Annotated in this window: 20 protein-coding genes, 4 tRNA genes and 7 pseudogenes; 10 read left to right on the top strand and 21 right to left on the bottom strand. The window is 68.1% G+C overall.

Going from position 1 to position 26,806, the window contains the following annotated elements; translation table 11 throughout:
- Positions 1-51: 51 nt before the first annotated feature.
- Complete coding sequence (locus KAE78_RS14440) at positions 52-609, top strand: type IV toxin-antitoxin system AbiEi family antitoxin (RefSeq protein WP_223171290.1); 558 nt, start codon at positions 52-54, stop codon at positions 607-609.
- Here the strand turns inward: KAE78_RS14440 and KAE78_RS14435 are convergent.
- From KAE78_RS14435 to pdxS, 10 genes and pseudogenes are all read right to left on the bottom strand, one after another.
- Positions 596-2,844: pseudogene (locus KAE78_RS14435) on the bottom strand (RelA/SpoT family protein). The gene KAE78_RS14440 and the pseudogene KAE78_RS14435 sit on opposite strands and share 14 nt — an antisense overlap.
- A 67-nt stretch (positions 2,845-2,911) precedes the next feature.
- Positions 2,912-3,900, bottom strand: a pseudogene (secF, locus tag KAE78_RS14430) (protein translocase subunit SecF).
- Positions 3,897-5,615, bottom strand: a complete 1,719-nt coding sequence (gene secD, locus KAE78_RS14425; protein WP_223171289.1) for a protein translocase subunit SecD — start codon at positions 5,613-5,615, stop codon at positions 3,897-3,899. Before secD ends, secF begins: the two are co-directional and overlap by 4 nt.
- A gap of 35 nt (positions 5,616-5,650) precedes the next feature.
- Positions 5,651-6,052 (bottom strand): preprotein translocase subunit YajC, encoded by a 402-nt coding sequence (locus KAE78_RS14420; RefSeq protein ID WP_223171288.1) that lies wholly within the window; start codon positions 6,050-6,052, stop codon positions 5,651-5,653.
- A 72-nt stretch (positions 6,053-6,124) separates the two neighbouring features.
- Positions 6,125-7,155: pseudogene (gene ruvB, locus KAE78_RS14415) on the bottom strand (Holliday junction branch migration DNA helicase RuvB).
- Positions 7,148-7,765 (bottom strand): Holliday junction branch migration protein RuvA, encoded by a 618-nt coding sequence (gene ruvA / locus KAE78_RS14410; RefSeq protein ID WP_223171287.1) that lies wholly within the window; start codon positions 7,763-7,765, stop codon positions 7,148-7,150. Before ruvA ends, ruvB begins: the two are co-directional and overlap by 8 nt.
- A gap of 28 nt (positions 7,766-7,793) precedes the next feature.
- Entirely contained in the window at positions 7,794-8,360 is a 567-nt protein-coding gene (gene ruvC, locus KAE78_RS14405) for a crossover junction endodeoxyribonuclease RuvC (RefSeq protein ID WP_223171286.1), read from the bottom strand.
- 139 nt (positions 8,361-8,499) lie between these two features.
- On the bottom strand, positions 8,500-9,258 hold the full coding sequence (locus KAE78_RS14400) for a YebC/PmpR family DNA-binding transcriptional regulator (protein ID WP_223171285.1): 759 nt from the start codon (positions 9,256-9,258) through the stop codon (positions 8,500-8,502).
- Positions 9,259-9,311: 53 nt separating this feature from the next.
- Positions 9,312-9,907, bottom strand: a pseudogene (gene pdxT / locus KAE78_RS14395) (pyridoxal 5'-phosphate synthase glutaminase subunit PdxT).
- 51 nt (positions 9,908-9,958) lie between these two features.
- The gene (gene pdxS / locus KAE78_RS14390; RefSeq protein ID WP_223171284.1) at positions 9,959-10,855 is read right to left on the bottom strand and encodes a pyridoxal 5'-phosphate synthase lyase subunit PdxS; all 897 of its coding nucleotides are present in this window, start codon (positions 10,853-10,855) and stop codon (positions 9,959-9,961) included.
- A gap of 84 nt (positions 10,856-10,939) precedes the next feature.
- Between pdxS and KAE78_RS14385 the strand changes: the two genes are divergently transcribed.
- Both KAE78_RS14385 and pdxY read left to right on the top strand, forming a co-directional pair.
- A complete protein-coding gene (locus tag KAE78_RS14385) occupies positions 10,940-12,244 on the top strand; it encodes an aminotransferase class I/II-fold pyridoxal phosphate-dependent enzyme (RefSeq protein ID WP_223171283.1) in 1,305 nt (434 codons plus the stop codon).
- A 46-nt stretch (positions 12,245-12,290) separates the two neighbouring features.
- Positions 12,291-13,142: a pyridoxal kinase PdxY gene (pdxY, locus tag KAE78_RS14380; RefSeq protein WP_223171282.1), complete on the top strand. Its 852-nt coding sequence runs from the start codon at positions 12,291-12,293 to the stop codon at positions 13,140-13,142.
- Positions 13,143-13,191: 49 nt separating this feature from the next.
- On the opposite strand, the gene KAE78_RS14375 is transcribed toward pdxY, so the two are convergent.
- The 7 genes from KAE78_RS14375 to KAE78_RS14345 form a co-directional block, all read right to left on the bottom strand.
- A complete protein-coding gene (locus tag KAE78_RS14375; protein WP_223172510.1) occupies positions 13,192-13,731 on the bottom strand; it encodes an HIT family protein in 540 nt (179 codons plus the stop codon).
- An 11-nt stretch (positions 13,732-13,742) separates the two neighbouring features.
- On the bottom strand, positions 13,743-15,671 hold the full coding sequence (gene thrS, locus KAE78_RS14370) for a threonine--tRNA ligase (RefSeq protein WP_223172509.1): 1,929 nt from the start codon (positions 15,669-15,671) through the stop codon (positions 13,743-13,745).
- 307 nt (positions 15,672-15,978) lie between these two features.
- The gene (locus tag KAE78_RS14365) at positions 15,979-16,431 is read right to left on the bottom strand and encodes a hypothetical protein (protein WP_223171281.1); all 453 of its coding nucleotides are present in this window, start codon (positions 16,429-16,431) and stop codon (positions 15,979-15,981) included.
- Between the two features lie 118 nt (positions 16,432-16,549).
- The gene (locus KAE78_RS14360) at positions 16,550-17,062 is read right to left on the bottom strand and encodes a glycine cleavage system protein R (RefSeq protein WP_223171280.1); all 513 of its coding nucleotides are present in this window, start codon (positions 17,060-17,062) and stop codon (positions 16,550-16,552) included.
- Positions 17,063-17,138: 76 nt separating this feature from the next.
- Positions 17,139-17,210: transfer RNA gene (locus KAE78_RS14355), tRNA-Val, on the bottom strand.
- A 28-nt stretch (positions 17,211-17,238) separates the two neighbouring features.
- A tRNA-Cys gene (locus KAE78_RS14350) sits at positions 17,239-17,309 on the bottom strand.
- Between the two features lie 52 nt (positions 17,310-17,361).
- Positions 17,362-17,434: transfer RNA gene (locus KAE78_RS14345), tRNA-Gly, on the bottom strand.
- A gap of 147 nt (positions 17,435-17,581) precedes the next feature.
- Here KAE78_RS14345 and KAE78_RS14340 point away from each other — a divergent pair.
- Together KAE78_RS14340 and KAE78_RS14335 are read left to right on the top strand one after the other, a co-directional pair.
- Positions 17,582-17,657: transfer RNA gene (locus KAE78_RS14340), tRNA-Val, on the top strand.
- Between the two features lie 17 nt (positions 17,658-17,674).
- A complete protein-coding gene (locus KAE78_RS14335; RefSeq protein WP_223171279.1) occupies positions 17,675-18,049 on the top strand; it encodes a hypothetical protein in 375 nt (124 codons plus the stop codon).
- Here the strand turns inward: KAE78_RS14335 and KAE78_RS14330 are convergent.
- From KAE78_RS14330 to zapE, 3 genes and pseudogenes are all read right to left on the bottom strand, one after another.
- Complete coding sequence (locus KAE78_RS14330; protein WP_223171278.1) at positions 18,046-18,447, bottom strand: type II toxin-antitoxin system PemK/MazF family toxin; 402 nt, start codon at positions 18,445-18,447, stop codon at positions 18,046-18,048. The two genes, KAE78_RS14335 and KAE78_RS14330, sit on opposite strands and share 4 nt — an antisense overlap.
- 228 nt (positions 18,448-18,675) lie before the next feature.
- Positions 18,676-19,889 (bottom strand): annotated as a pseudogene (locus tag KAE78_RS14325) (ammonium transporter).
- Positions 19,890-20,049: 160 nt separating this feature from the next.
- Positions 20,050-21,093: a cell division protein ZapE gene (gene zapE, locus KAE78_RS14320; RefSeq protein WP_223171277.1), complete on the bottom strand. Its 1,044-nt coding sequence runs from the start codon at positions 21,091-21,093 to the stop codon at positions 20,050-20,052.
- A gap of 128 nt (positions 21,094-21,221) precedes the next feature.
- Between zapE and KAE78_RS14315 the strand changes: the two genes are divergently transcribed.
- Complete coding sequence (locus tag KAE78_RS14315; RefSeq protein ID WP_223171276.1) at positions 21,222-22,115, top strand: sulfurtransferase; 894 nt, start codon at positions 21,222-21,224, stop codon at positions 22,113-22,115.
- Positions 22,116-22,134: 19 nt separating this feature from the next.
- Positions 22,135-22,572 carry a SufE family protein gene (locus tag KAE78_RS14310; RefSeq protein ID WP_223171275.1) on the top strand — a complete coding sequence of 146 codons (438 nt, stop codon included), beginning with the start codon at positions 22,135-22,137 and terminating at the stop codon, positions 22,570-22,572.
- Here the strand turns inward: KAE78_RS14310 and KAE78_RS14305 are convergent.
- On the bottom strand, positions 22,569-23,741 hold the full coding sequence (locus KAE78_RS14305; RefSeq protein WP_223171274.1) for an alpha/beta hydrolase family protein: 1,173 nt from the start codon (positions 23,739-23,741) through the stop codon (positions 22,569-22,571). The genes KAE78_RS14310 and KAE78_RS14305 overlap by 4 nt on opposite strands.
- Before the next feature lie 85 nt (positions 23,742-23,826).
- Here KAE78_RS14305 and KAE78_RS14300 point away from each other — a divergent pair, with 85 nt between their 5' ends.
- From KAE78_RS14300 to KAE78_RS14290, 3 genes and pseudogenes are all read left to right on the top strand, one after another.
- Positions 23,827-24,348, top strand: a complete 522-nt coding sequence (locus KAE78_RS14300) for a DUF3000 domain-containing protein (RefSeq protein ID WP_262927874.1) — start codon at positions 23,827-23,829, stop codon at positions 24,346-24,348.
- A pseudogene (locus KAE78_RS14295) lies at positions 24,341-25,533 on the top strand (HRDC domain-containing protein). The gene KAE78_RS14300 and the pseudogene KAE78_RS14295 overlap by 8 nt, the downstream one beginning before the upstream one ends.
- A gap of 73 nt (positions 25,534-25,606) precedes the next feature.
- A pseudogene (locus KAE78_RS14290) lies at positions 25,607-26,803 on the top strand (thiolase family protein).
- Positions 26,804-26,806 lie beyond the last annotated feature (3 nt).

Genomic DNA, 26,806 nt, shown 5'->3' with positions numbered 1-26,806 from the left:
GGATCCCTCCGATCCCGTCGGCGACGGGCGATGTGCGGCACACTGACGCACATGCACCCCGCGCTCTTCTACTTCCCCGGTGAGAGGCTCTCGCTCTCCGAGCTGTGCGCCGCGCGGCTGGACGGTCACCTCGTCGAGGTCGGTGACGCCTACATGCCCGCCGACACCGTCGAGGGCCCCTCGGCACGGGCGACGGCCGTCGTCGGCTTCATCCCCGAGGGGACGGCCGCCATGGGGCCGACCGCGGCCTGGATACACGGAGCCGGCGACGGACCGCCCACGACCCATCACGTGCAGCGGGCCGTCCCGCGGCGCGTGCGCGTGCCGCATCTCCCGCGAAGGCGCTTTCACGATATCCCGCTCGCCGCTGACGACGGGCAGCTCATCGGGCCGGTCCTGGTCACCACGCCCGTCCGAACACTGTGCGACCTGGCGCGGCTGAGCCCGACTCATCCCTCCTTCACACGATGGGCGCGAGCACTCGCGGCACTGGACCCGTCACTGGCGACGGCGGCCCGCGTCTCGCTGAGCGATCGAGGACGCGTCCCCGGGAAGAGGCACGGCCTTGCGCTGCTCTCCGAGCTCGGCGCGGCCGCTACGACGAGGTGACGCGGTAGACGTCGTAGACCGCATCGATGCGGCGCACGGCGTTGAGGATCCGATCGAGGTGCACGGAGTCGCCCATCTCGAAGACGAAGCGGCTGATGGCGAGACGGTCGGTGGTCGTCGACACCGACGCCGACAGGATGTTCACGTGGTGCTCGCTGAGCACCCGGGTGACATCCGAGAGCAGTCCGGAACGGTCCAGTGCCTCGACCTGGATGTGGACGCGGAAGACCGTCTTGGACGTGGGCGCCCATTCCACCTCGATGAAGCGCTCCTTCTCGTCACCCATCGCGCGCACGTTGGTGCAGTCGGCACGGTGCACTGAGACGCCACTGCCTCGCGTCACGAAGCCGACGATCTCATCGCCGGGAACAGGGGTGCAGCACTTCGCGAGCTTCACGAGGATGTCGGCCTCACCGCGCACGAGGACGCCCGAGTCCCCGGAGCGCGGCTGACGCGCCGTGCCGAGGGTCGGAAGCTCGATCGCTCCCGTGTTCGTGTCGCTGGCCGCGACGAGGGCCGTGACCTTCTCGATCACCGACTGCGTCGAGACATGACCTTCGCCCACGGCCGCATAGAGGGCAGAGACGTCTTCGTAGTGCAGCTGACGCGCGAGCTCGGCGAAGGTGTCCTGACCCATGAGCCGCTGCAGGGGCAGGTTCTGGCGCCGCATCGCCCGGGCGATCGACTCCTTGCCCTGCTCGATCGCCTCTTCGCGGCGCTCCTTGGTGAACCATCCGCGGATCTTGTTGCGCGCGCGTGTGGACTTCACGAAGCTCAGCCAGTCCTGGCTGGGTCCGGCATCCGGGTTCTTCGAGGTGAACACCTCTGCCACGTCGCCGCTCTGGAGCACGGTCTCCAGCGGCACGAGGCGACCGTTGACCTTCGCCCCCATCGTGCGGTGGCCGATCTCGGTGTGCACCGCGTAGGCGAAGTCGACGGGTGTCGCCCCGAGGGAAGACCGATCACACGGCCCTTCGGGGTGAAGACGTAGACCTCTTTGGCACCGATCTCGAAGCGCAACGAGTCGAGGAACTCGCTCGGGTCGGCGGTCTCGGCCTGCCAGTCCGAGATGTGGGCGAGCCAGGCCATGTCGTGGTCGCTGGTCTTGGCCTCCGCCTTGCCGCCGGCCATGCGCTCTTTGTACATCCAGTGCGCAGCGACGCCGAACTCGGCCTGATGGTGCATCTCGTGCGTGCGGATCTGGATCTCGACCGTGCGTCCGCCGGGGCCGATCACCGTCGTGTGCAACGACTGGTACAGGTTGAACTTCGGCGTGGCGATGTAGTCCTTGAAGCGCCCCGGGAGCGGGGTCCAGCGCGCGTGGATCGCCCCGAGCACCGCGTAGCAGTCGCGCACCGAGTTCACGAGGACCCGGATGCCGATGAGGTCGTAGATGTCGTCGAACTCCCGGCCGCGCACCACCATCTTCTGGTAGACGGAGTACAACTGCTTCGGGCGTCCGACGACCTTGCCGCGGATGCGGAGCTCGTGCAGATCCTCGTTGATCTCGGCGACCACGTTCTGCATGTACTGGGCGCGCTGCGGGGTCCGCTGCGCGATGAGACTCTCGATCTCGGCGTAGATCTTCGGGTGCAGCACCGCGAAGGACAGGTCTTCCAGCTCCGACTTGATCGTCTGGATACCCAGTCGATGCGCGAGCGGGGCGTAGATCTCGAGTGTCTCCTTGGCCTTCTTCGCCGCCTTCTCCGGGGCGACGAAACCCCAGGTGCGAGCGTTGTGCAGGCGGTCGGCGAGCTTGATCAGCAGCACACGGATGTCCTTCGACATCGCGACGATCATCTTCCGGACGGTCTCGGCCTGAGCGCTCTCGCCGTACTTGACCTTGTCGAGCTTGGTGACGCCGTCCACGAGCATCGCCACCTCGTCGCCGAACTCGGCGGTGAGGTCGGTGAGCGCGTACCCGGTGTCCTCCACCGTGTCGTGCAGGAGCGCCGCCGCGATCGCCCGCGGACCGAGGCCGAGCTCGGCGAGGATCTGCGCGACCGCCATCGGGTGCGTGATGTACGGCTCGCCGCTATGCCGCTTCTGTCCCTCGTGCTTCTCCTTCGCGATCCCGTAGGCGCGCTCGATGACCGTGAGGTCGCCCTTCGGGTGGTTGGAGCGGACCGTGCGGATCAGGTTGTCGAGGTCATTGATCCTCGAGGCGCGCGAGAAGATGCGCGGCACGAGTCGGCGCAGGCTCGAGCCCTGTGCCTGGACCGGCGCATCCGCCATCGTTCGACCTCCTCGTGTCGCACAATCCTACGCTCCGCTGCACCCTCGGCGGCGCAGCGCCCGATGCTCAGGCGTCGGCGAGGGCGCGCTCGCGGATCTCGCGCACGCGATCGTCGCGGGCGATGATCTGCGGCTCCTTCTCACGGAAGTACGCGTACAGCGGCGCCGCGACGAAGATCGTCGAATAGGTCGACACGAGGATTCCGACGAAGATCGACAGCGAGATGTCGGTCAGCGTCTCCGCCCCATCCAGAACGCACCGATGAAGAGGATCGCCGCGACCGGCAGCGAGGCCACGATCGAGGTGTTGATCGAACGCACGAGCGTCTGGTTCACGGCGAGGTTCACCGACTCGCCGAACAGGCGCCCGGTCTTCTCCCCGTCGTCGGTCGTGTTCTCCCTGATCTTGTCGAACACGACCGTCGTATCGTAGAGCGAATAGGCCAGGATCGTGAGGAACCCGATCACCGCCGCCGGCGAGATCTGGAACCCGGCGAGGGCGTAGACCCCGATCGTGATCACGAGGACGTCGAGCAGTCCGATGATCGCCGCCAGCGACATCTTCCACGTGCGGAAGTAGATCGCGAGGATGATGAAGGTCAGGGTGAGGAAGATCACCAGCCCCCACAGCGACTGTCGCGTGACGCTCTCGCCCCAGGCCGGGCCGATGTAGGAGTCGGCGATCTCCTCGATCGGGACGTCGTACGCCCGGGAGAGCGACTGGGTGACCTGGAGGGTCTCCCCCGCCGTCATCTGGTCGGTCTGCACGCGGACGTCGGTGCCTCCGATGACGGCGACCTTCGTGGTCGCCTCCGGAACCACCTCACGCACGGCCTGCGTGGCGATGTCCTGATCGGTGTCTGCCGGGTTGTGCACGATGAACTGCGAGCCACCCGTGAACTCAATCGAGAACTGCACACCCTTGGTGAAGGGGATGATGATCGAGCCGACGACGAGGACGATCGCGATGATGAACCACAGCCGGCGCTTCGCGACGAAGGGGAAGGAGAGCTTCCCCGTGTAGAGGTCGTTGCCGAATTCGTTCCAGCCCATCAGGCGTCACCTTCTTTCCCCGATGCGCTGTCCGGGTTCGTGGCGAGAGCCTCGGCGCGCTTGCGTTCTGCGATCGTCTGGCGCCTCTCGGCCTCGCGGCGGGAGCGGGCGGCCTTGGCAGATTTGCCCGCCGTGCCCGCCTGCACCGTGCGGTACTCGGTGCGCGTGTGGTACACGGCGCCGAGCGCCGCAGGATCCATGCCCGAGAGCGGATGCCCCTGCCCGAAGAACTTCGTGCGGGCGAGCAGCTGCATGACCGGGTGGGTGAAGACGATGAAGATGAAGACGTCGAGGATCGTCGTGAGCCCCAGCGTGAACGCGAAGCCCTTCACCGTCGAGTCGGCGAGGACGTACAGCACCACGGCGGCGAGGACGTTGATCGACTTGGAGATGTAGATCGTGCGCTTGGCGCGGGCCCACCCGTCTTCGACGGCCGTCGTGATGCCCTTGCCGTCGCGCATCTCGTCTCGTATTCGTTCGAAGTAGACGATGAACGAGTCAGCACAGAAACCGATCGCGACGATCAGACCGGCCACACCGGCCAGAGACAGGCGGAACCCTATTCGCCACGCGAGGATCGCGATGAGGATATAGGTCAGCACCGCCATCACCGCCAGCGAGGCGATGATCACCACGCCCAGTGTCCGGTAGCTCAGCAAGGAGTAGAGGGCGACGAGCGCGAGACCGATGAGACCGGCGATGAGGCCGATCTGCAACTGCTGCGATCCGAGGGTCGCCGAGATCGTGTTGGTGCTCTCGACGGTGAAGCTCAGCGGCAGCGCACCGTAGCGGAGCTGATCGGCCAGCAGCTGTGCGCTCTCCTGCGTGAAACTGCCCGAGATGCTCGGGTTGCCGGTGAGGATGACCGCCTGCATCCGAGGAGCGGAGATGACCGCGCCGTCGAGGACGAAGGCGAACTGGTTGAGCGGCTCGGTCGCTCCATAGAGACGCTGGCTGATCTCGCCGAACGTCTCTCGTCCCTCCGCGTCGAAGGTGAGCTGCACCGTCCACGCGCCGGAGTTCGGGTCGCGGCCGGCCACGGCGTCGTCGATGGACGAGCCGTCGAGCTCGGCCGGGCCGAGGATGTACTTGACCGTGCCCGAGGTGTCGCACGTGATGAGCGGCTGGCTCGCGGGTGCCTGACTCGGGTTGTTCTCGGGGTTGGCGCAGTCGTAGGCGAAGAACTCGGCCTCGAGCTTGTCGGTGACCCAGGCCAGATCGCTGCCGTCGGTCGGCTCCGGCGTCGGAATCGCGTTCAGAGTCGGATCCGGACTCGGGTACGGCGTGGGCTGACCGTCCTCGCCCATGAACTGGTTCGTGCCCGCGGAAGCGGCGATCACGGCGCGCAGCTCCATCTGTGCGCTCGCCTCGATGCGGGCGCGGGTCTCTTCGTCGACGACGCCGGGGAGCTGGACGACGATGTTGCGCCCGCCCTCGGTGGTGATGTCGGCTTCAGCGACACCCGCCGCATCCACGCGCTGGCGGATGATCTGGACGGCCTGGTCGAGCTGCTCCTGTGTGGGGTTGGCATTCTCCTCCGTGACCGCGCTCAGCACGATCTGCGTGCCGCCCTGCAGGTCGAGCGCGAGCTCAGGCGCCCACGAGCTCTCCTTGACGACGTGGACGCCGACGGCGTTCACGCCGAAGAGCGCGGCGGTGACGAGGAGCAGACCGAGGAGGACTCGCCACGCATGACGAACCGGAGAAGATGAGGCCACGTGAGTTCAGGTTTCTGTCGGGGATGCGCTGGCGATTACTTGTCGTCGCCGTCGCGCTCCAGGCGCGCACGGGTCTCTTCGGGCGTCTCGATGCCGGACGAGGGCTCGACGTCGTCGCCGTCCTCCTCGTCGGTGAGATCCGAGGCGTCTTCCGGGACCTCGACCGGGTCGACGATGCGCAGGATCGCCTGGCTGTGCACCTCGACGACGGTGCCGGGAGCGAGCTCGACCAGAGCGGGAGCATCGAGGTCCTCACCGTCGTAGGACACGATCGTGCCGTACAGGCCGCCCTGGAGCAGCACCTTCGCGCCGGGAACGGTGCCCGCGCGCTTCTCCTCCTGCTCCGCCTTCATCTGACGGGTGCGGCGGCGGGTGTTGAAGATCATGAACACCAGCAGAAGACCCAGTGCGCCAAAAAGCAAGAATTCGGTGGGCATAAGAGGTTGCAAGCCTTTCGAGAAATCACGCCGACGGCGCGCAAATGGGGATTCGGGAGGAGCCTTCAGTGATTATAGGTCATGCAGCCCCAGACCCTCATGCACGGGTCTGACGCCGAGGTGCGCATAGGCCGCAGGGGTGGCGATGCGGCCGCGGGGCGTGCGTCCGAGGAATCCGATGCGCACAAGGTAGGGCTCCACGACGCTCTCGACCGTCTCGGCCTCCTCACCGACCGCCACGGCAAGGGTGCTCAGACCCACCGGTCCGCCGTTGAACTTGTGCACCAGCGCGTCGAGGACGCTGCGATCGAGACGGTCCAGGCCGATCGGGTCGACATCGTAGAGCTCCAGCGCCGCCTGCACGTCGTCCAGACTCGCCGCGGAGTCGGAGCCGCCGTGGACGAGGGCGTAGTCCCGCACCCGCCGCAGGAGACGGTTCGCGATGCGCGGCGTCCCGCGCGAGCGCCGCGCGATCTCGGCGCGCGCCTCCTGCGGGATGACGACGCCGAGCATGGAGGCGGAACGGGCGACGACCTGCTCGAGCTCTTCCGGTTCGTAGTACTCCAGGTGCGCGGTGAAGCCGAATCTGTCGCGCAGCGGGTTGGGCAGAAGCCCCGACCTCGTCGTGGCCCCGAGGAGGGTGAAGGGCGCCAGGTCCAGCGGAATGCTCGTCGCCCCCGCCCCTTGCCCACCATGATGTCGATGCGGAAGTCCTCCATCGCGAGGTAGAGCATCTCTTCGGCCGAGCGGGCCATCCGGTGGATCTCGTCGATGAACAGGACCTCGCCCGGAGTGAGGCTCGACAGCAGTGCGGCCAGGTCGCCGGCGTGCTGGATGGCGGGACCGCTCGACAGGCGCAGCGGACGATTGCTCTCGTTGGCGACGATCATCGCGAGCGTCGTCTTCCCGAGTCCGGGAGGACCCGACATGAGGATGTGGTCGGCGGGCCGGTCTTGCAGACGGGCGGCATCGAGAAGGAGCTGCAACTGCCCGCGGACCTTGTGCTGCCCGACGAACTCGGACAGCGTCGCGGGACGCAGGGCGCCCTCGACGGCGAGTTCGGTCTCGTCGAACGGTTCGGCGGCATCGAGGAAGTCAGCCACGGGCTGCTCCCGCCTGCGCCGGACCGAGTGCCGCGAGCGTGCGGCGCAGGAGTCCGGCGACCGACCGGCGCTCGGCGTCGCTCGCGCCCTCCGCGGTCTGCATCGCCGCCTCGGCGGCGACCTTCTCGGACCAGCCGAGCCCGACGAGTGCGGCGGTGACCTGATCGAGGATCGCCGACGAGGCGGATGCCGCGGCATCCGTCCGCACGGGAGCCGTGAGCTTGCCGGCCAGCTGCATGACGATGAGCTTGGCGGTCTTCGGACCGATGCCCGACACCCTCCGGAACGGCGCGTCGTCCTCCTCGGCGACGGCGACGGCGATCTGATCGACGGTGAGGTGGGCGATGACACCCAGAGCGGACTTGGGACCGACGCCGGTCACCGTGAGCAGATGGCTGAACACCTCCAGCTCATCGGCCTCGGCGAAGCCGTACAGCGAGAGCGCGTCTTCGCGCACGATGAGCTGGGTGTGCAGCCTGAGCCGTTCCCCCGCGTGCGCGGTGTGCGCGACGTCTCCGGGCACCGCCACGGAGAAGCCGACGCCCCCCACCTCGATGACGACGTGATCAGGGCCGGTGGCGAGCACCGTGCCATGCAGTGAGGAGATCATGGCTTCAGCCTACGCGTTCGGGTCGTACTTATGTTCGAGCGACACGCTCCGCCTCCGCCCACGCCCTCTGGGCGGGGGTGAGCGCCTCTGCCGCCGCGGCGACGAGGCTCCCCCGCCGCCAAGCGTGGCAGAGCGCGATCGCCAGGGCGTCTGCGGCATCCGCCGGAGTGGGCGGCGCATCCAGGCGCAGGATCCGGGCGATCATCGCCTGGACCTGCCGCTTGTCGGCGGATCCGTAGCCGGTGACGGCCGCCTTGACCTCGCTCGGCGTGTGCGTGGCCGCGGGCAGGCCCGCCTCGGCGGCGAGCAGCAGCGCCACACCGCTGGCCTGGGCCGTGCCCATCACGGTCTGCGTGTTGTGCTGGGCGAAGACGCGCTCGACGGCGACGACATTGGGTGCGTGCGTCTCGATGGCGGATCGGATGCCGGCGGCCACCGCCGCCAGCCTCTCGGCCACCGGAGCGTCGGCGGTGCTGCGCACGACGCCGACGTGCACGAGGCTCGCGCGGCGCGAGCGGTCGACGTCGACGATTCCGACGCCGCACCTGGTCAGCCCGGGGTCGATTCCGAGCACGCGCAGTCGAGGGGTGGTCACGGCTTCAGGCTACGGGGAGGACGGTCGCCGCTCCGTTCGGCACGCCGCCGCCCGGCACCGTCATATCCGGTCGCTGAGCGAGGGCGCGAAGCGACGGAGCCGAAACGCCAAAGCTCGCTCAACGACCGGGAAAGCGAGATCAGTCGTCGTTCTCGAGCTCGGCCTGCACTTCTGCGGTCAGGTCGAAGTTGCTGTAGACGTTCTGCACGTCGTCGCTGTCTTCGAGCGCGTCGATGAGACGGAAGATCTTGCGGGCCGTGTCGGCGTCGATCTCGACCTTCAGATTCGGCACGAACTCGACGTCCGCCGACTCGTAGTCGATGCCCGCCTCCTGCAGCGCCGTGCGCACCGTCACCAGATCGGTGGCCTCGGTGATGACCTCGAAGCCCTGCGCATGCGGCTCGACCTCTTCGGCGCCGGCGTCCAGCACCGCCAGCATCACATCGTCTTCGGTCGTACCCTCGCTGCCGACGACGATGACGCCCTTGCGCGTGAAGTTGTAGGCGACGCTGCCCGGGTCGGCGAGCGTGCCGCCGTTGCGGGTGAGCGCGGTGCGCACCTCGGCGGCGGCACGGTTCTTGTTGTCGGTCAGACACTCGATCATGAGCGCCACGCCGTTCGGACCATAGCCCTCGTACATGATCGAGGAGTATTCGACGGCCTCGCCGCCGATGCCCGCGCCACGCTTGATCGCGCGGTCGATGTTGTCCTTGGGCACCGAGGTCTTCTTCGCCTTCAGCACGGCGTCGAAGAGCGTCGGGTTGCCCTGCAGGTCAGGTCCGCCGAGCTTCGCCGCCACCTCGATGTTCTTGATGAGCTTGGCCCACGACTTCGCACGACGCGCGTCGATGACGGCCTTCTTGTGCTTGGTCGTCGCCCACTTGGAATGCCCTGACATGAAACTCCGCTCGTGTCTCCGCGCCCCACCCGTCCGGGAGGGCGTCGTCCATTCTAACGAACGCCTCGCCGACGCACATGATCGAGGAACCGTGCGTGGAAGCGCAGCTCGCCGTTCATCTCCGGATGGAAGGAGGTTCCCAGCAGCGCGCCCTGCTCGACCGCGACCACGGTGCCGTCGGGGAGCGTCGCCAGCGACGTCGCCCCGGGCCGACCCGTTCGACGGCCGGCGCGCGGATGAACGTCGCCGGCACGGGCGGCTCGCCGAGCACGGGAACCGGAAGCTCCGTCTCGAAGGACTCCGTCTGCCGTCCGAAGGCGTTGCGGCGCACGGCGACGTCGAGACCGCCGAAGGACTCCTGCCCGTCGATGGTGTCCAGGACGGTGTCGGCGAGCATGATGAGCCCTGCGCAGGTGCCGTACACGGGCATGCCCGCGCGGATGGCCTCGCGGATCGGATGCTGCACGCCGAAGATCCGCGAGAGCTTGTCGATCACGCTCGACTCCCCTCCGGGGATGACGAGCCCGCCGACCTGCCGGAGCTGCTCCGGCGTCCGCACGCGCACGACCTCCGCGCCCAGCGCGGTGAGCGCCGCCTCGTGCTCACGCACATCGCCCTGCAGTGCGAGAACGCCTACGGTCTCAGACACGTACGCGGTCCCGGTCGTTGAGCGAGCGGAGCGAGACGAAACGCGGCGACGTCACCAGCCACGCTCGGCGAGGCGGTGCGGCGCGGGAAGGTCGGAGACGTTGATGCCGACCATGGCCTCTCCGAGCCCGCGCGAGACGTCGGCGATGACCTTGGCGTCGTCGTAGGCCGTCGTCGCCTTCACGATCGCGGCGGCGCGCTCGGCGGGGTTGCCGGACTTGAAGATGCCCGAGCCCACGAAGACGCCGTCGGCGCCCAGCTGCATCATCATCGCGGCATCCGCGGGAGTGGCGACGCCGCCCGCGACGAACAGCACGACGGGGAGCTTTCCGGTCTCGGCGATCTCGGTGACCAGCTCGTACGGCGCCTGCAGCTCCTTCGCCGCGACGTACAGCTCGTCCCTCGACAGCGCGGCCAGGGCCGCGATCTCGCCGCGGATCTTGCGGATGTGCTTCATCGCCTCGGAGACGTCGCCGGTTCCGGCCTCGCCCTTGGATCGGATCATCGCGGCACCCTCGGTGATGCGGCGCAGCGCCTCTCCCAGGTTGGTGGCACCGCAGACGAAGGGCACGTCGAAGCCCCACTTGTCGATGTGGTTGACGTAGTCGGCGGGCGAGAGCACCTCGGACTCGTCGATGTAGTCGACGCCGAGCTCCTGGAGCACCTGCGCCTCGACGAAGTGCCCGATGCGGGCCTTGGCCATCACCGGGATGGAGACGGCCTCGATGATGCCGTCGATCATGTCGGGGTCGCTCATGCGCGAGACGCCGCCCTGCGCACGGATGTCGGCGGGCACGCGCTCCAGCGCCATGACGGCGACCGCACCCGCGTCTTCGGCGATCTTGGCCTGCTCGGGCGTGACGACATCCATGATGACGCCGCCCTTGAGCATCTCGGCGAGACCGCGCTTGACGCGCCCGGTTCCGGTGGTGGTTTCTGCAGCAGACATCTCAGAGCCTCTCGGGATGGCGGAACGTTTGACCTAGGACAGAACTTACCACTGATGCAGGACAAAGATAGACTCGGTCACACCATGAGCACCTTGATCACGGGTACGACCGCCGGCGAGATCGCCGACAGCGTCCGCTCGCTGCGCGACCGCGGCCTGCTCTCCCCTGGTGAACTCCTCCCCTCCGTGCGCGATCTGGCGACTCTGCTCGGCGTGAACAGGAACACCGCGGCATCCGCCTATCAGCAGCTCGCCGCGGCCGGCCTCGTCGTCAGCCGCGGCCGCGCGGGCACCACGCTCGCCGCCGCAGACCGCGGTCCGCAGGAGGGTTACTCGCCGGGGACGGTCCTGCGCGATATCGGCACCGGAAACCCCGACCCGGCACGCATCCCCGACCCCGCTCGTGCTCTGACCGCGGCCGCCGGTCGGCCGGTGCTGTACGGCGAGCCGGTGATCGATCAGGACCTGGAGGCGTGGGCGCTGAACTGGGTCGAGGCCGACCTGGCCCCCGAAACGGTCCGCATCACCGTCACGAGCGGCGCGGTGGACGCCGTCGAGCGCCTTCTCGCGCAGGCGCTCATGCGCGACGACGCGGTCGCCCTCGAAGACCCCTGCTTCCTGTCCAGCATCCACACCGTGCGTCTGGGCGGCTACCGCGCGATCCGCGTCCCCGTCGACGACGAGGGGATGACCGTCGACGGCCTGCGGAAGGCGCTCGATGCCGGCATCCGGGCCCTCATCTGCACCCCGCGCGCGCAGAACCCCACGGGAGCGAACCTGTCGCCCCGGCGAGCCGCCGAGCTGCGTGCGCTGCTCGCCGACCACCCCTACGTGCTCATCGTCGAAGACGATCACTTCTCGCTGCTCGCCCAGCACCCCTACGAGTCGCTCATCAGCGCGGACCACGAACGGTTCGCCCTCGTGCGCTCGGTGTCGAAGTTCCTCGGACCCGACATGTGCCTCGCGGTGGCGGCGACCGACCCGACCACCGCCGACCGCCTCGCGATGCGGCTGAGCCCCGGTACGACGTGGGTCAGCCACCTGCTGCAGCGTCTCACCTACGCGCAGCTCTCGGACGAGGCCGTGCGGGCGTCGATAGCGGATGCCGGCCGACACTATGCCGCACGCAACGCCGCCTTCGTCGCGCGTCTGAGCGCGCTCGGGCTCACGGTGACCGCCGGCGACGGCCTGAATCTCTGGGTGGGTCTGCCGATCCCTGCGCGAACCGTGGTCGAGCGCCTGATGCGCCGAGGCTGGCTGGCACGGACGGGCGACGAGTTCGCACTGGATGCCGAGGGTCCCTCGCATCACCTGCGCCTGACGGTGCACGATCTGAGTGATGCGGACGCTGCTCTGCTCGCCACCGATCTTGCCGACGCCGTGTCGTGAGCGGGAGCGTTCGCGGGACGATTCCGAGGAGTGAGAGGATCGAAGGATGACAGTGCTCTCGATACAGTCGGCGGTCGCCTACGGCCATGTCGGAAACTCCGCCGCCGTCTTCCCTCTTCAGCGCATCGGCGTCGAGGTCCTCCCCGTGTACACGGTGAACTTCTCCAACCACACCGGGTACGGCGCCTGGCGCGGGCCGCTCATCGCGCCGGAGGACGTGCGCGAGGTCATCACCGGGATCGAGGAGCGTGGCGCTTTCGCCGAGATCGATGTCGTGCTCTCGGGGTATCAGGGCAGCGAGGGCATCGCAGACGTCATCATCGACGCCGTCGCGCGGGTGAAGGCGGCCAATCCCGCGGCGATCTACGCCTGCGATCCTGTCATGGGCAACGCGAAGTCGGGCTGCTTCGTCGCTCCCGCCATCCCGGAGCTCCTCCGCGAGAAGGTCGTTCCGGTCGCCGACCTCATCACCCCGAACCAGTTCGAGCTCGGCTACCTCACCGGTACCGAGCCCGACACGCTCGAGTCGACGCTCGCATCGGCCGACCTCGCCCGGTCGATGGGTCCGCGCACGATCCTCGTGACGAGCGTCGAGCGGCCCGACCGCCCGGAGGGGACGATCGAGATGCTGGCGGTGACCGACGACGGAGCCTGGATCGTGCAGACGCCGCTGCTGCCGATGAAGGCCAACGGCTCCGGCGATGTGACGGCAGCGCTGTTCTCGGCGCACTACACGGCGACATCGGATGCCGCAGCCGCCCTCGAGCGCACGGCGTCGAGCGTCTACGACCTGCTGCGCCTCACCCACGAATCCGGCAGGCGAGAGCTGCAGCTCATCGAGGCGCAGGAGTTCTACGCGCACCCGCGCCTGCAGTTCGCCGCCACGCGCGTCCGCTGACCGCCCACTCGTTCCGGTCGCCCCGCGAGCGAAGCGAGACGAGACGCGATCAGGACGCCGGCCAGGCCCCCGCGATCGCGTCGCGCACCTCGCCCAGCAGCTGCGGCAGCGCCTTCGTCTTCGCGATGATCGGGAAGAAGTTCGCATCCGATGTCCATCGGGGCACGACGTGCTGGTGCAAGTGGGCGTCGACGCCGGCTCCGGCGACCGCGCCCTGGTTCATCCCGATGTTGAAGCCGTCGCAGCGCGACACCGCGCGGAGCACGCGCATCGCCGTCTGCGTGAGGGCGCCGATCTCGGCGACCTCCTCGCCCGTGGCCTCGTCGTACGTCGGGATGTGCCGGTAGGGGCAGACCAGCAGGTGCCCGGAGTTGTACGGGTAGAGGTTCAGCACGACATAGGCCGTCAGGCCGCGTGCCACGATGAGGCTCTCGCCGTCGCGCTTCTCCGGTGCCTCGCAGAACGGGCAGACCTCGCGCAGTGGCTCGGGGCCGGCCTTGATGTAGGCCATCCGGTGCGGCGTCCACAGCCGCTGGAACTCGTCGGGAACCCCGACGAGTCCGTCCGCCGCCTCGGCCTCCGAGCCCATCGAGGGGTCGCTCACGCCAAGTCCTCGGCCGAGTTCACCAGCGCCTTGCCCTCGATCGCCGCGAGGATCTTCTCGATCGCCTCGTCCACGGGGACGCCGTTGGTCTGCGAGCCGTCGCGGAAGCGGAAGGAGACGGTGCCGCCGTCGCGATCCTTCTCCCCCGCGATCAGCTGGACCGGCACCTTCTGCGTCGTGTGCGTACGGATCTTCTTCTGCATCCGGTCGTCGGAGTGATCGACCTCGGCGCGCACGCCGGCCCCGCGCAGACGCTCGACGATGCCGTCGAGGTACGGCGCGTACTCCTCGGCGACGGGGATGCCCACGACCTGCACCGGCGAAAGCCACACCGGGAAGGCCCCGGCGTAGTGCTCCAGCAGGATCGCGAAGAAGCGCTCGATCGAACCGAAGAGGGCACGGTGGATCATGATCGGGCGGTGCTTCTCGCCGTCAGGGCCCGTGTACTCCAGGCCGAAGCGCTCGGGCAGGTTCGGGTCGACCTGGACGGTCGACAGCTGCCAGACGCGACCGATCGCATCCCGGGTCTTCAGGTCGATCTTCGGCCCGTAGAAGGCCGCCTCGCCCGGCACCTCGGTGAGCTTCAGGCCGGTCTTCAGCGCCACGTTGCGCAGCGCGTTCGTGGAGTACTCCCAGAACTCGTCGGAGCCGATCCACTTCTCCTTCTCGTCGTCGCGCATCGACAGCTCCAGCTCGAACTCGTCCAGGCCGAAGTCGCGCAGCATGGAGATGACGAACTCGATGACCCGGGTCGTCTCGCTCTCCAGCTGCTCGGGGGTGACGAAGAGGTGCGAGTCGTCCTGGGTGAATCCCCGGACGCGCGTGAGACCGTGCAGCGTGCCGGAGAGCTCGTTGCGGTACACCGTGCCGTTCTCGGCCAGACGCATCGGGAGGTCGCGGTAGCTGCGGGCGCGCTCCTTGAAGATGAGGATGTGCATCGGGCAGTTCATGGGCTTGAGGTAGTAGTCCACGCCCTGCTTGGTGACGTTGCCCTCCGCGTCGCGCTCCTCGTCCATGTGGATGGGCGGGAACATGCCCTCCTTGTAGGTCACGAGGTGGTTCGACTGGAGGAACAGGTCTTCCTTGGAGATGTGCGGCGTGTACACGTAGGTGTAGCCGCCCTCGACGTGCCGACGACGGGCGTGCTGCTCCATCTCACCCCGCACGATCCCACCGCGGGGGTGCCAGACGGACAGTCCCGAGCCGATCTCGTCAGGGAAGGAGAAGAGGTCGAGCTCCTTGCCGAGCTTGCGGTGGTCACGCTTGGCGGCCTCCTCGAGCCGGTGCTGGTAGGCGCGCAGCTCGTCCTTCGTGGGCCATGCAGTGCCGTAGATGCGCTGCAGCTGCGGGTTCTTCTCGCTGCCGCGCCAGTAGGCGCCGGCGACGCGGGTGAGATCCCAGCCGTTGCCGATCATCCGGGTGCCGGGCACGTGCGGGCCGCGGCAGAGGTCCTTCCACGCGGTCTCGCCGTCGCGAGTGACGTTGTCGTAGATCGTCAGCTCGCCGGCGCCCACCTCGACGGAGGCGCCCTCGGCCGCGTTCGCCGCGCCGCCCTTGAGCCCGATGAGCTCGAGCTTGAAGGGCTCTCCGGCCAGCTCCGCCTGCGCGTCCTCGTCGGAGACGACCCGGCGCACGAACCGCTGGTTCTCGCGGACGATCCGCTCCATCTCCTTCTTGATCGCTTTCAGGTCTTCCGGAGTGAAAGGCTCATCGACACCGAAGTCGTAGTAGAACCCGTTCTCGATGGGCGGGCCGATGCCGAGGTTCGCCTGCGGACGGATGCGCTGCACCGCCTGCGCGAGCACGTGCGCGGCGGAGTGGCGCAGGATGTCGAGGCCGTCGGGGCTGTCGACGTGAACCGGCTCTGCGGCATCCGTCTCCGTTACGACGGTAGCGAGGTCCTTCAGCTCGCCGTTCACGCGCATGGCGACGACGGAGCGGTCCGGGAACAGCGCGAAGCCGTCGGCCGGGAACGAAACGGACGGTGAGGATGCAGGGTCGGTCAAGAGAACTTCTCCAGAATGCGGCAAGGATGATGGGTGCTCAGCTTCGAGCGCATCGCGCTCTGCCCGCTCAGGCGCGAGACGTTCGTGTGACGGACGCCGCTACTGCGGCGCGAAGCCAGCGTTGTTCCATGGCATCCAGCTTATCGAGGTTTCGCACTCTGCTGGAGCCTCCGCTCACCGCCGGATGCCCCGCGACCGAGGCGGGGCATCCGGTGCGAGGGTAGGGTCAGGCTCCGCAGAGCTCTTCGAGCTTGACGGCGGACTCCTGGATCCCGGTCATGATCGCTTCGAAGTCGTCGAGCCTGTCGGCGACCCCGGTCAGGTCGCCGTCGTCCAGACCGTCGAAGAGGTCGGCGAAGTCGCCGACATGGCCGCTCAGATCGCTGAGGACCGCCTTGACCTCGGTGTTCGACACCTTCGTCACGGTCTCGTCGAGACCATCACTGAGCTGTGTGAAGGCCTCGACCGCGGCGCCGAACTCGCCGACGGAGAGATCCTCCATCGAGGCCGACACCTCGGTGCCGACCGCTTCCATGGTGTCGTTCGCGACCTGACAGGCCTCCGCGACGCTCTGGCTTCCGCCCGACGCGACGCCCTGATCGACGCCCGAGCAGCCGGTGAGCGCGAGGGCTCCGGCAATGACGATGACAGAGAATCCGGCGATGGTGTGCTGACGCATGCTGATGATCTTCCTGGTGCGACGGTGATGTGCGCGAAAGGCGCGCGTGAGGAAGCCCCCTGTTCGGAGTCTATCCGTCTCCGTTCCGGCTGCCTCGGAACCTCGCCCTGTGCGCCGTTCAGGCCACGGTGAGCTCCACCTGGATCTCGTGTGCGAGCTGTTCCAGATCGGATGTCGCCCGCTCACGGTCTGCGGCCTGCGTGGCGCGGGCTTGCACCGATGCTTCGAAGAGAGTGCCGCCGGCCATGGGCGCTTCGCGCGTCTGGCTCGTGAAGCGGTCGATCGTGAAGCCGTTGCGTTCGAGAGCGGCGGTCACCTCGCGCACGATGCCCGGGCGGTCGTTTCCGAGCACCGAGAACGTGATCGTCTCTGCGTCGCCGCGGCCATCGGATGCCGCGAGACCGCTGTGCGCGGTGATCCGCAGCAGCCCGTCCAGTTCGTGGAGCGCCGCGGTGAGGGCCGCCTCGCGCTCGTCCGGCACCGACACCAGCACGATGCCGGCGAAGGCACCGGCGAGCTCTGCCAGTTCGCTGCGCTCCCAGTTGCCGTCGTGATCGCTCACGACCTCCGCGAGCGCCTTGACGAGTCCGGCACGATCATCCCCGACGACGGTCAGCACGAGTTGGGCCATGCAGACATGCTAGCCGCGCAGAGTGCGTGGCGACCCGCAGAAACCAGAAAACCCCGGAGATCCGGGGGTTCGTGAGTGCGCGATACTGGGATCGAACCAGTGACCTCTTCCGTGTCAGGGAAGCGCGCTACCGCTGCGCCAATCGCGCCCGTTCGGGCTGTTAAGTTGTTGCGGTGAGGTGGCGACGGGATTCGAACCCGTGTAAACGGCTTTGCAGGCCGGTGCCTAGCCGCTCGGCCACGCCACCGTGTGGATTGACCCCACGTGCCGTGAATCCCTGGCGGGGATTCCTGCACTCGAGCGGATGACGAGACTCGAACTCGCGACCCTCACCTTGGCAAGGTGATGCGCTACCAACTGCGCTACATCCGCGTTTGCTCCGGGTTACCGGCGCTTGAACGACTTTAGCCGAAACTCGCTCCCAGTCAAAACCGGGACACATTCCGCGCGTGTCATGTTTCCCGGTTCGGGAACCCCTCTCGCATCCGGTACTATCAATACTCGACCGCTTGCGGTCATGGGCGATTGGCGCAGTTGGTAGCGCGCTTCCTTCACACGGAAGAGGTCATCAGTTCGAGTCTGGTATCGCCCACCACACACCGAGGTCCTCTCATGACGAACACCCCTCCGCTCCCCTCTCTCGACGGCCTGCGTTTCGCCGCATCCGCGCCCACGGAGGGCGGGGAGGTCGGGCCCGAGACGATCTTCGAGTACCACGAGTCGGATGCCGAGATCTGGGCCTCCTACGCCGGCGGCGACGTGCGACGCGGCTTCCTCGTGGGCACGCGCCACGGCGACACGCTGCACTTCCGCTACAGCCAGCTCAGCGCCGACGGCGAGACGTCGACGGGCCGGTGCACCTCGGTGATCGTCCGCGGCGACGACGGCCGCCTCACGCTCGAAGAGACCTGGGCGTGGGAGTCGCGGCCCGGCAGCGGCACGAGCGCCGTCCACGAGCTCCACGACGCGCCGGAAGCCCGGCGCTAGCCTTCCTCCCCCACCGCCCAGCCGTAGCGCTGCACCAGGGCCCTCGCGACGACGATGTAGCGCTCCTTGTCCAGGGTCGCCGCCTCGCGCCGCATGCCGGTCGTGTGCACGCTGTAGAGCTGCTCGATGTCGACCCAGGACGGACGCCCCTGGGAGTCCCAGTCACCCGGCCCGATCGGGAGGTAGTTGCGGGAGCCCTCATGCGCCTTGCTCGTCATGCGCACCGCATAGACACGATCCGCCGACTGGCGTCCGATGACCAGCACCGGACGGTCCTTGCCGCGACCGTCGTTCTCCTCATAGGGCACCCACGTCCAGATCACCTCACCGGCATCCGGATCCCCGTCGCGCGACGGCGCATAGGTGATGCGCACATCGGGCAGACGCTGAGGATCCACCGCGATGGTCTCGGCTCCCGGGCCCTGCCGTGCTCGAGATCTTCCGGCGACGGGGAGACGCCGCCGGTCTGCCCTCGAGGCTTCGGGTTCAGCGTCGGCGTCGGCGCGCCAGAACGCCCCGGCGGATGCTCCTGCCGGGGCGTCTGGTCACTCAGTGCTGTGATGAGGCCTTGAGCGAGACCGGAGAGGATGTCCTTGAGCGCACTCACACGGACACCCTACCCGTCCTCAGTCGTTGGCCATCGCGTAGCCCTCCTCGCCGTGGACGACCAGGTCCACGCCGGCGATCTCGTCCTCGTTCTTCACGCGGAAGCCGATGGTCTTCTCGATAAGGAAGCCGAGGCCCAGGGCGACGGCGAAGGAGTAGCCGGCCACGGCGACCACCGAGATGAACTGCACGATCAGCTGCTCGAAGCCGCCACCGAGGAACAGGCCGGTGCCGGTGGCGAAGAAGCCGAGGTACAGCGTGCCGACGACGCCGGCGATCAGGTGGATGGCGACCACGTCGAGCGAGTCGTCGAAGCCGAGCTTGAACTTCAGCTCGACGGCCAGTGCCGAGATGGTTCCGGCGATGACACCCAGCAGCAGCGCCCAACCGGGGTCAGGAAGGCACAGGCGGGAGTGATGGCGACCAGGCCCGTGACGGCACCGGAGGCCGCGCCGACCGAGGTGGGCTTGCCCTCCTTGATCTTCTCCACGACCAGCCAGGCGAGCACAGCGGCCGCGGTGCAGCCGATCGTGTTCAGGACGATGATGCCCACGTCAGCCATGTCGTTGCCGAACTCGGCACCCGCGTTGAATCCGAACCAGCCGAACCACAGGATCGAGGCGCCGAGCACCACGAGCGGAACGTTGTGCGGCTTGAGGATGCCCTTCTGGAAGCCGATGCGCTTGCCGAGCACGATCGCCAGGGCGAGCGCCGCCGCACCGGAGTTGATGTGCACGGCCGTGCCGCCGGCGTAGTCGAGCACCTCGACGCTGAAGCCCAGCGATTCACCGAGGTTCTGGATCCAGCCGCCACCCCAGACCCACGCGGCGACGGGGAAGTAGACGAGAGTCGCCCAGACACCGGCGAAGATGAGCCAGGGTCCGAACTTCGCGCGGTCGGCGATGGCGCCCGAGATCAGCGCGGTGGTGATGATGGCGAAGGTGGCGCCGAAGGCGGTGCCGATGAGCGCCTCGTTGTCGTCGGCGATGCCTGCGAGGCCGAAGTCCGAGAACGGGTTGCCCGCGAAGGCCCACACCGAGTCGACTGCGCTCATGTTGGCGCCGTAGAGAATCCACAGCACGCTGACGAGCCCGAGCGCACCGAAGCTCATCATCATCATGCTGACGACGCTCTTGGCTTTGACCAGGCCGCCGTAGAAGAAAGCTAGGCCGGGAGTCATGAACAGCACCAGGGCGGTGGCTGTGACGGCCCAGGCGAAGGCTCCGTTGTCCATTGTGTGTTACCTCACATCGGTTGGTGACAGGGTCCGTGTGAGTGCGGAGACGGGTCTGGGCGCTCACTCGGTGGTTGCCAGTGTGGCGACGATCCGTTTCCGAACGAGGCGTGGAGTGTTTCGTGTGCGTTACGTAAGACGCACAGGGGTTACAAGCGTGTTACGCGCGCTGCGAGTGGGTCAGCGCGACCAGGCGCGAGATGGCTCGGAGGTACTTCTTCCGGTACCCGCCGCCGAGCATCTCCTCGCTGAAGACCTCGTTGAGCGGGGTTCCCGTGGCGATCACCGGGATCTGCGCATCGTAGGCGCGATCGACGAAAGCGACCAGGCGCAGCGCCTCGGACTGGTCGGTGAGCGTGTGCACGTCACGGAGACCGATGCCGGCCAGCCCGTCGATGAGCCGGATGTACCGCGAAGGGTGCACGCGGGCGAGGTGGCGCACGAGGTCCTCGAAGGAGTCGTCGGATGCCGCAGAGACGTCCGCCGCATCCGTGATCTCGGCCGCATAGGACTGCTCATCCCAGACCTTGGCCTGCCCGTCCAGGGAGCGCTGGCGGAAGTCGACGCCGTCGATGCGGATGGTCTGGAAGCGATCGGCCATCTGATGGATCTCGCGGAGGAAGTCCTGCGCGGCGAAGCGCCCCTCGCCCAGGGCGTTGGGCGGCGTGTTCGAGGTCGCCGCCATGCGGGTGCCGGATGCCACGAGCTCGCCGAGCAGCCGTGTCATGACCATCGTGTCGCCCGGATCGTCGAGCTCGAACTCGTCGATGCACAGCAGATCGGCACCGCGCAGCAGGTCGACGGTGTTCTTGTACCCGAGCGCACCGACGAGAGCCGTGTACTCGATGAAGGAGCCGAAGTACTTCCGGCGCGCGGGCATCGCGTGATAGATCGCCGCGAGAAGGTGGGTCTTGCCGACGCCGAACCCGCCGTCGAGGTAGACGCCGGGCTTCATCGGCGTCTCCTTCTTGGGACGGCTGAACAGGCCGGCGCGCTTCACCGGCACGGACCGTCCGGCGAAGCGCAGCAGAAGCTGCTTGGCCTCCTCCTGGGAGGGGTAGGCGTCATCGGCGCGGTAGCTGTCGAAGGTCGCCCCGTCGAACTGCGGCGGCGGGACCAGGCTCGCCAGGATCTCGGCACCGCCCATCTGCGGCATCCGATCCGTGAGGTGCACGATCCCCGTCTGGGTGGTGGTGTCGGTCATGCGGTTCCTGTGTCGAAGTCTTACGAGATTCACGCGCACGTCACCCAGGGCAACTAACGTGAGTGGGGACGGCACCAGCCTACGCCGTCTCCCCGAACCACGCCGCGCGTGACGACAAGGAGTGCATCGTGACCATCGAACTCGACACCTCGTCTCCCAAGTTCGCCGAGTACGCCGAACCCGGCCGTCTCGTCACGACCGAGTGGCTCGCCGAGAATCTCGGGAAGCCGGGTCTCGTCGTCGTCGAGTCCGACGAGGACGTGCTCCTCTACGAGACCGGTCACATCCCGGGCGCCGTGAAGGTCGACTGGCACACCGAGCTCAACGACCCGGTCGTACGCGACTACGTCGACGGTGAGGGCTTCGCCGCCCTCCTCAGCCGCAAGGGCATCTCACGCGACGACACCGTGGTCATCTACGGCGACAAGAACAACTGGTGGGCCGCTTACGCGCTGTGGGTGTTCTCGCTCTTCGGCCACGAGGACGTGCGCCTCCTCGATGGCGGCCGCGACCGCTGGATCGCCGAGGGCAGGGAGATCACGACCGAGACGCCCTCCCCCGAGCCCACCGACTACCCGGTGGTCGAGCGCGACGACACGATCCTGCGCGCCTACAAGGACGACGTGCTCGCGCACCTCGGAAACCCGCTCATCGACGTGCGCTCCCCCGAGGAGTACAGCGGTGAGCGTACCTCGGCGCCGGCGTACCCCGAGGAGGGCGCACTGCGTGCCGGCCACATCCCGACCGCGCAGAGCGTGCCCTGGGCGAAGGCCGTCGCGGAGGACGGCGGTTTCAAGACCCGCGCCGAGCTCGATGCGATCTATCGCGACGGTGCCGGCCTGACCGATGGCGACGACATCGTCGCCTATTGCCGCATCGGCGAACGCTCCAGCCACACCTGGTTCGTGCTCAAGCATCTCCTCGGCTTCGAGAAGGTGCGCAACTATGACGGCTCCTGGACGGAGTGGGGCAGCGCGGTGCGCGTTCCGATCGTGACCGGGAGCGAGCCGGGCTCGCTCTGAGCGTGCCAGAATTGCTCGCGTGAGCGATTCCACCCTTCCCGAGTCCCTCGCGGACATCCGGTCGGAGTTCCTGGAGCTTCCCGAGTCGGACAGACTCCAGTTGCTCCTGGAGTTCTCCGGCGAGCTGCCGGAGCTCCCGCAGGAACTGGCCGATCATCCGGAGCTGAGCGAACGGGTCGCGGAGTGTCAGTCGCCGGTCTACATCTTCGTCGACGTCGATGACCATGACATCGTCTCCATGCACGCGACGGCACCGCCCGAGGCGCCGACGACGCGGGGTTTCGCCGGCATCCTCGTGCAGGGGATCAGCGGCCTGACGGCAGAGCAGGTTCTCGGCATCCCTGCCGACTACCCCCAGAGCATCGGTCTGACCCGTGCGGTCTCGCCGCTGCGCATCGCCGGGATGACCGGCATGCTCATGCGGGCCAAACGACTGGTCCGCGAGAGGCGCGCCTAGTCGCCCGCAGAGTCGTTCAGGAAGCCGTTGCCGGACAGCCAGTCGGTGATCGCCTTCGTCCAGCCCTGCTGATCGTAGTTCCAGAGCTTGGTGTGACGTGCCACGGTGAAGGCCTTCATGGTCACCAGATCGGGCCGCGCCTCCGCCAGCGCGTGGGAGGCGTCGGAGGGGACGAAGCCGTCATCGTCGCTGTGCAGCAATAGGACGGGTGCACCGAGCTCGGCCGAGCGGGCGACCATGTCGAGCCGGTCGAAGGGTATCGCCGCCTCGGCGCCCGACAGGCGCGCGGTCAGATCCGACGAGAGGGCGCCGAGCGCCAGCGCCGGCAGAGGATCGCGCATGCCGGCGAGCTTCGCGTGGAAGTCCAGCACCGGGCGCCAGTCGACCACCGGAGACTCGAGCACGACGCCGGCGATGCGCTCGCGGTGGACCGAGGAGGTCAGCGCCTGGAGGACGATCGCACCACCCATCGACCATCCCATCAGGATGACGCGACGGGCCCCGTGACGCAGGGCGTGCCCGATCGCCGCATCGACGTCGTGCCACTCGGTCGAGCCGAGCCCGTAGGCGCCCGACCGGCTGCGCGCGGCCTCCCCGTCGTTGCGATAGGACACCACGAGGACGGGGAACCCCTCGGCTTGGAAGACCGGGACCGCACGAAGGCACTCCGCCCGCGTCGTGCCCCGCCCGTGCACCTGGATCACCCAGGTGTCCCGCTCCGAGGGGAAGAACCAGGCCGGGCAGGGTCCGTGCGGCGCGCCGATGATCACCGATTCGTAGGGAAGATGGAGCTCCGAGGGCGATGCGTAGTACCAACCGCTGAAGGCGGCGTCCTTGTCGACCCGTGCGGAGGCGTCGATCTTCGTCAGCAGCTTGCGACGCACGCTCATCGGGCCGGTGCTCAGCACGGCGCCGATCTTGATGTAGTCGTATGTGCCGCTCGTCAGCAGCCCGTAGCGCCCCGGCAGCTCGGTGTCGGCCGTGCGGGTCAGCTCGATCGTCTGGGCGGAGGTGTCGATCGCGAGGATCTGCAGATCCGGCTTCCGCCGCGACGGGGTCACGACCGAGCGCGCGATGCGGAAGACCACCAGGGCCAGCAGCGACCCCGCGGCCACGAGAGCGAGCAGCAGGGTGAGGGCTGCCCGTGCGGCGTGCCTGAGACTCTTCATCGCCTCCTGACTCTAGCCTGTTCACGTGACCGACCCGATCGTTCCCGATGCGCTCTTCGAGGATGCAGCCGCCTCGGTGCGGAAGATGACCTTCCGCGCAGACATCGTGGTGCACGAGATCCCGGCACCGACGGGCCTCGCGCCGGCCGCGCTCGCTCTGGCCGCCGATGTCCGCCCGAACGCGGAGGGCGATTCGCTCTACGGGACCGGTCGCTTCGTCCTCCTCCACGATCCCGACGAGCCCTCCTCCTGGGGCGGACCCTGGCGCATCGTGGCCTTCGCACAGGCTCCGCTCGAGCCGGAGATCGGTGCCGATCCGCTGCTCGCCGAGGTGGCCTGGTCCTGGCTCATCGATGCGCTCGAGTCGCGCGGCGCGACCTACCACGCCGCATCCGGGACGACCACGAAGACGATCTCCAAGGGCTTCGGCGGACTCGCCTCCGAAGGAGACGGAGCCCAGGTGGAGCTGCGCGCCTCCTGGTCGCCCGTCGCCCCCTTCCCCGCACATGTGGAAGCATGGGCAGAACTGGTGGGGATGCTCGCAGGGCTCCCGCCGGGGTCGGAGGACATCGCCGTATTCGGCGCACGAAAGGGGCAGCGTGGCTGATTTCACCGTGATCGGTGACGTCTCCGGGCTCAGGGAGGCCTCCGCGCGCCTCGCCATGGGAACGGGGCCCGCCGCCGTCGACGTCGAACGCGCCTCCGGATTCCGCTACTCGCAGCGCGCCTATCTGATCCAGGTGTTCCGCGAAGACGCGGGCACCTACCTCATCGATCCGATCGGCATCGACGACTTCTCCTCCCTGCGCGAGGCGATCGGCGGCCTGGAGTGGATCCTCCACGCGGCCAGCCAGGACCTGCCGTCGCTGCGCGAACTCGATCTCGTGCCGCCCTCCCTCTTCGACACCGAGCTCGCCGCCCGCCTCCTCGGATACGAGAAGGTCGGCCTCGGCGCGATCGTCGAGCATGTCACGGGCGTCTCCCTCGCCAAGGCGCACTCCGCCGCCGACTGGTCGACGCGTCCGCTGCCCGATTCCTGGCTGGAGTATGCCGCCCTCGACGTCGTCTACCTGCCCGAGATCCGCCGTCAGTTCCTCGCCGAGCTCGAGGAGCAGGGCAAGACCGACTTCGCCGCACAGGAGTTCGAGGCCACACGCACACGTGAGCCCAAGCCCGCCCGCGGTGAACCGTGGCGGCGCCTGAGCGGTCTCCACCAGGTGCGCGGCGGACGCAACCTCGCCATCGCGCGAGAGCTCTGGCTCGCCCGCGAGGAGTACGCGCAGGAGAAGGACGTCTCGCCGGGGCGCCTCGTCCCGGACCGCTCCCTCGTCGCCGCCGTGCTCGCCGCTCCGCAGTCGAAGGCCGCGCTCGCCGGGCTCAAGACCTTCCAGGGCAGAGCCAGCCGCTCGCAGCTGGACCGCTGGTGGCAGGCCATCGAGCGCGGCCGCGTCGCACCCGAACCGCCCCGTGAGCGCATCCCCAGTGATGCGCCGCCGCCGCCTCGTGCCTGGGCGGAACGCAACCCGGAAGCCGATGCCCGTCTGAAGCACGCCCGCCCCGCCGTCGAGCAGCGCGCGCAGGAGCTCGGCATGCCGACCGAGAACCTCCTCACCCCGATTTCCTGCGCCGAGTGTGCTGGCAGCCGAGCGGATCGAGCGCGTCGGATGTGGCATCCGATCTCACCGAACTTGGTGCTCGGTCCTGGCAGATTGCGCAGACCTCACAGATAATCGCCGACGCATTTGTCGATGCTCTGCAAAACGGCGACGCCGCGCTCGCCTCAGACTCGTAGACTCGATCCAAGCGATTCCGTCAGGGTCGCCGTGGTTCTCTAACCTGAGAGCACGCACAAACTTGGAGGCAGAGTGGCCGAGATCTCGGACGTCTACTTCGTCGATGGAGTCCGCACCCCCTTCGGGCGCGCCGGCGAAAAGGGCATGTACTGGAACACCCGCGCGGATGACCTCGTCGTCAAGGCCATGATCGGCCTGATGGAGCGCAATCCCGATGTCCCGAAGGACCGCGTCGAGGAGGTCGCGATCGCCGCGACGTCCCAGACCGGCGACCAGGGCCTCACCCTCGGGCGGAGCACCGCGATCCTCGCCGGCTTGCCCCAGTCCGTTCCCGGCTACGCGATCGACCGCATGTGCGCCGGCGCGATGACCAGCGTCACGACGATCGCCGGCTCCATCGGCTTCGGCATGTACGACGTGGCGATCGCCGGCGGCGTCGAGCACATGGGCCGCCACCCCATCGGAGCGAACGCCGACCCCAACCCGCGCTTCGTCGCGGAGAAGATGGTCGACCCGGCCGCCCTCAACATGGGCGTGACGGCCGAGCGCATCCACGACCGCTTCCCGCACCTCACCAAGGAGCGCGCCGACCGCTTCGGCATGCTCAGCCAGCACAAGGCGCAGGCGGCCTACGACGCCGGCAAGATCCAGCCCGACCTCGTGCCCGTCGCCACGAAGGGCGAGGACGGCGCCTGGGCCTGGCCACCGAGGATGAGGGCCGTCGCCCGCAGACCACGATGGAGGATCTCGCGGTTCTGAAGACACCCTTCCGCCCGCACGGCCGCGTCACCGCCGGCACCGCCTCTCCTCTCACCGACGGGGCCACAGTGAGCCTGCTCGCCTCCGGCCACGCGGTGAAGGAACTCGGTCTCGCCCGAAGATGCGTCTGGTCTCCTACGCCTTCGCCGGCGTGCAGCCCGAGATCATGGGCATCGGACCGATTCCCTCCACCGAGAAGGCGCTCAAGAAGGCCGGACTCACGATCGACGACATCGGCCTGTTCGAGCTCAACGAGGCCTTCGCGATCCAGGTGATCTCGCTGCTCGACCACTTCGGCATCGCCGACGACGACCCCGCGTCAACCAGTGGGGCGGTGCGATCGCCCTCGGGCACCCGCTGGCCGCATCCGGCGTGCGTCTCATGATCCAGCTCGCCGCGCAGTTCGCCGAGCGCCCGGACGTCCGCTACGGCCTGACGGCGATGTGCGTCGGCCTCGGTCAGGGCGGCAGCGTCATCTGGGAGAACCCCCACTACACCGGGAAGAAGTAGGAA

This window comes from Microbacterium sp. NIBRBAC000506063, from assembly GCF_017968845.1.
Taxonomy (GTDB): Bacteria; Actinomycetota; Actinomycetes; order Actinomycetales; family Microbacteriaceae; genus Microbacterium.
The sequence above is the reverse complement of the archived record's forward strand: the minus strand, read 5'-3'. Positions and strand labels throughout refer to the sequence as shown.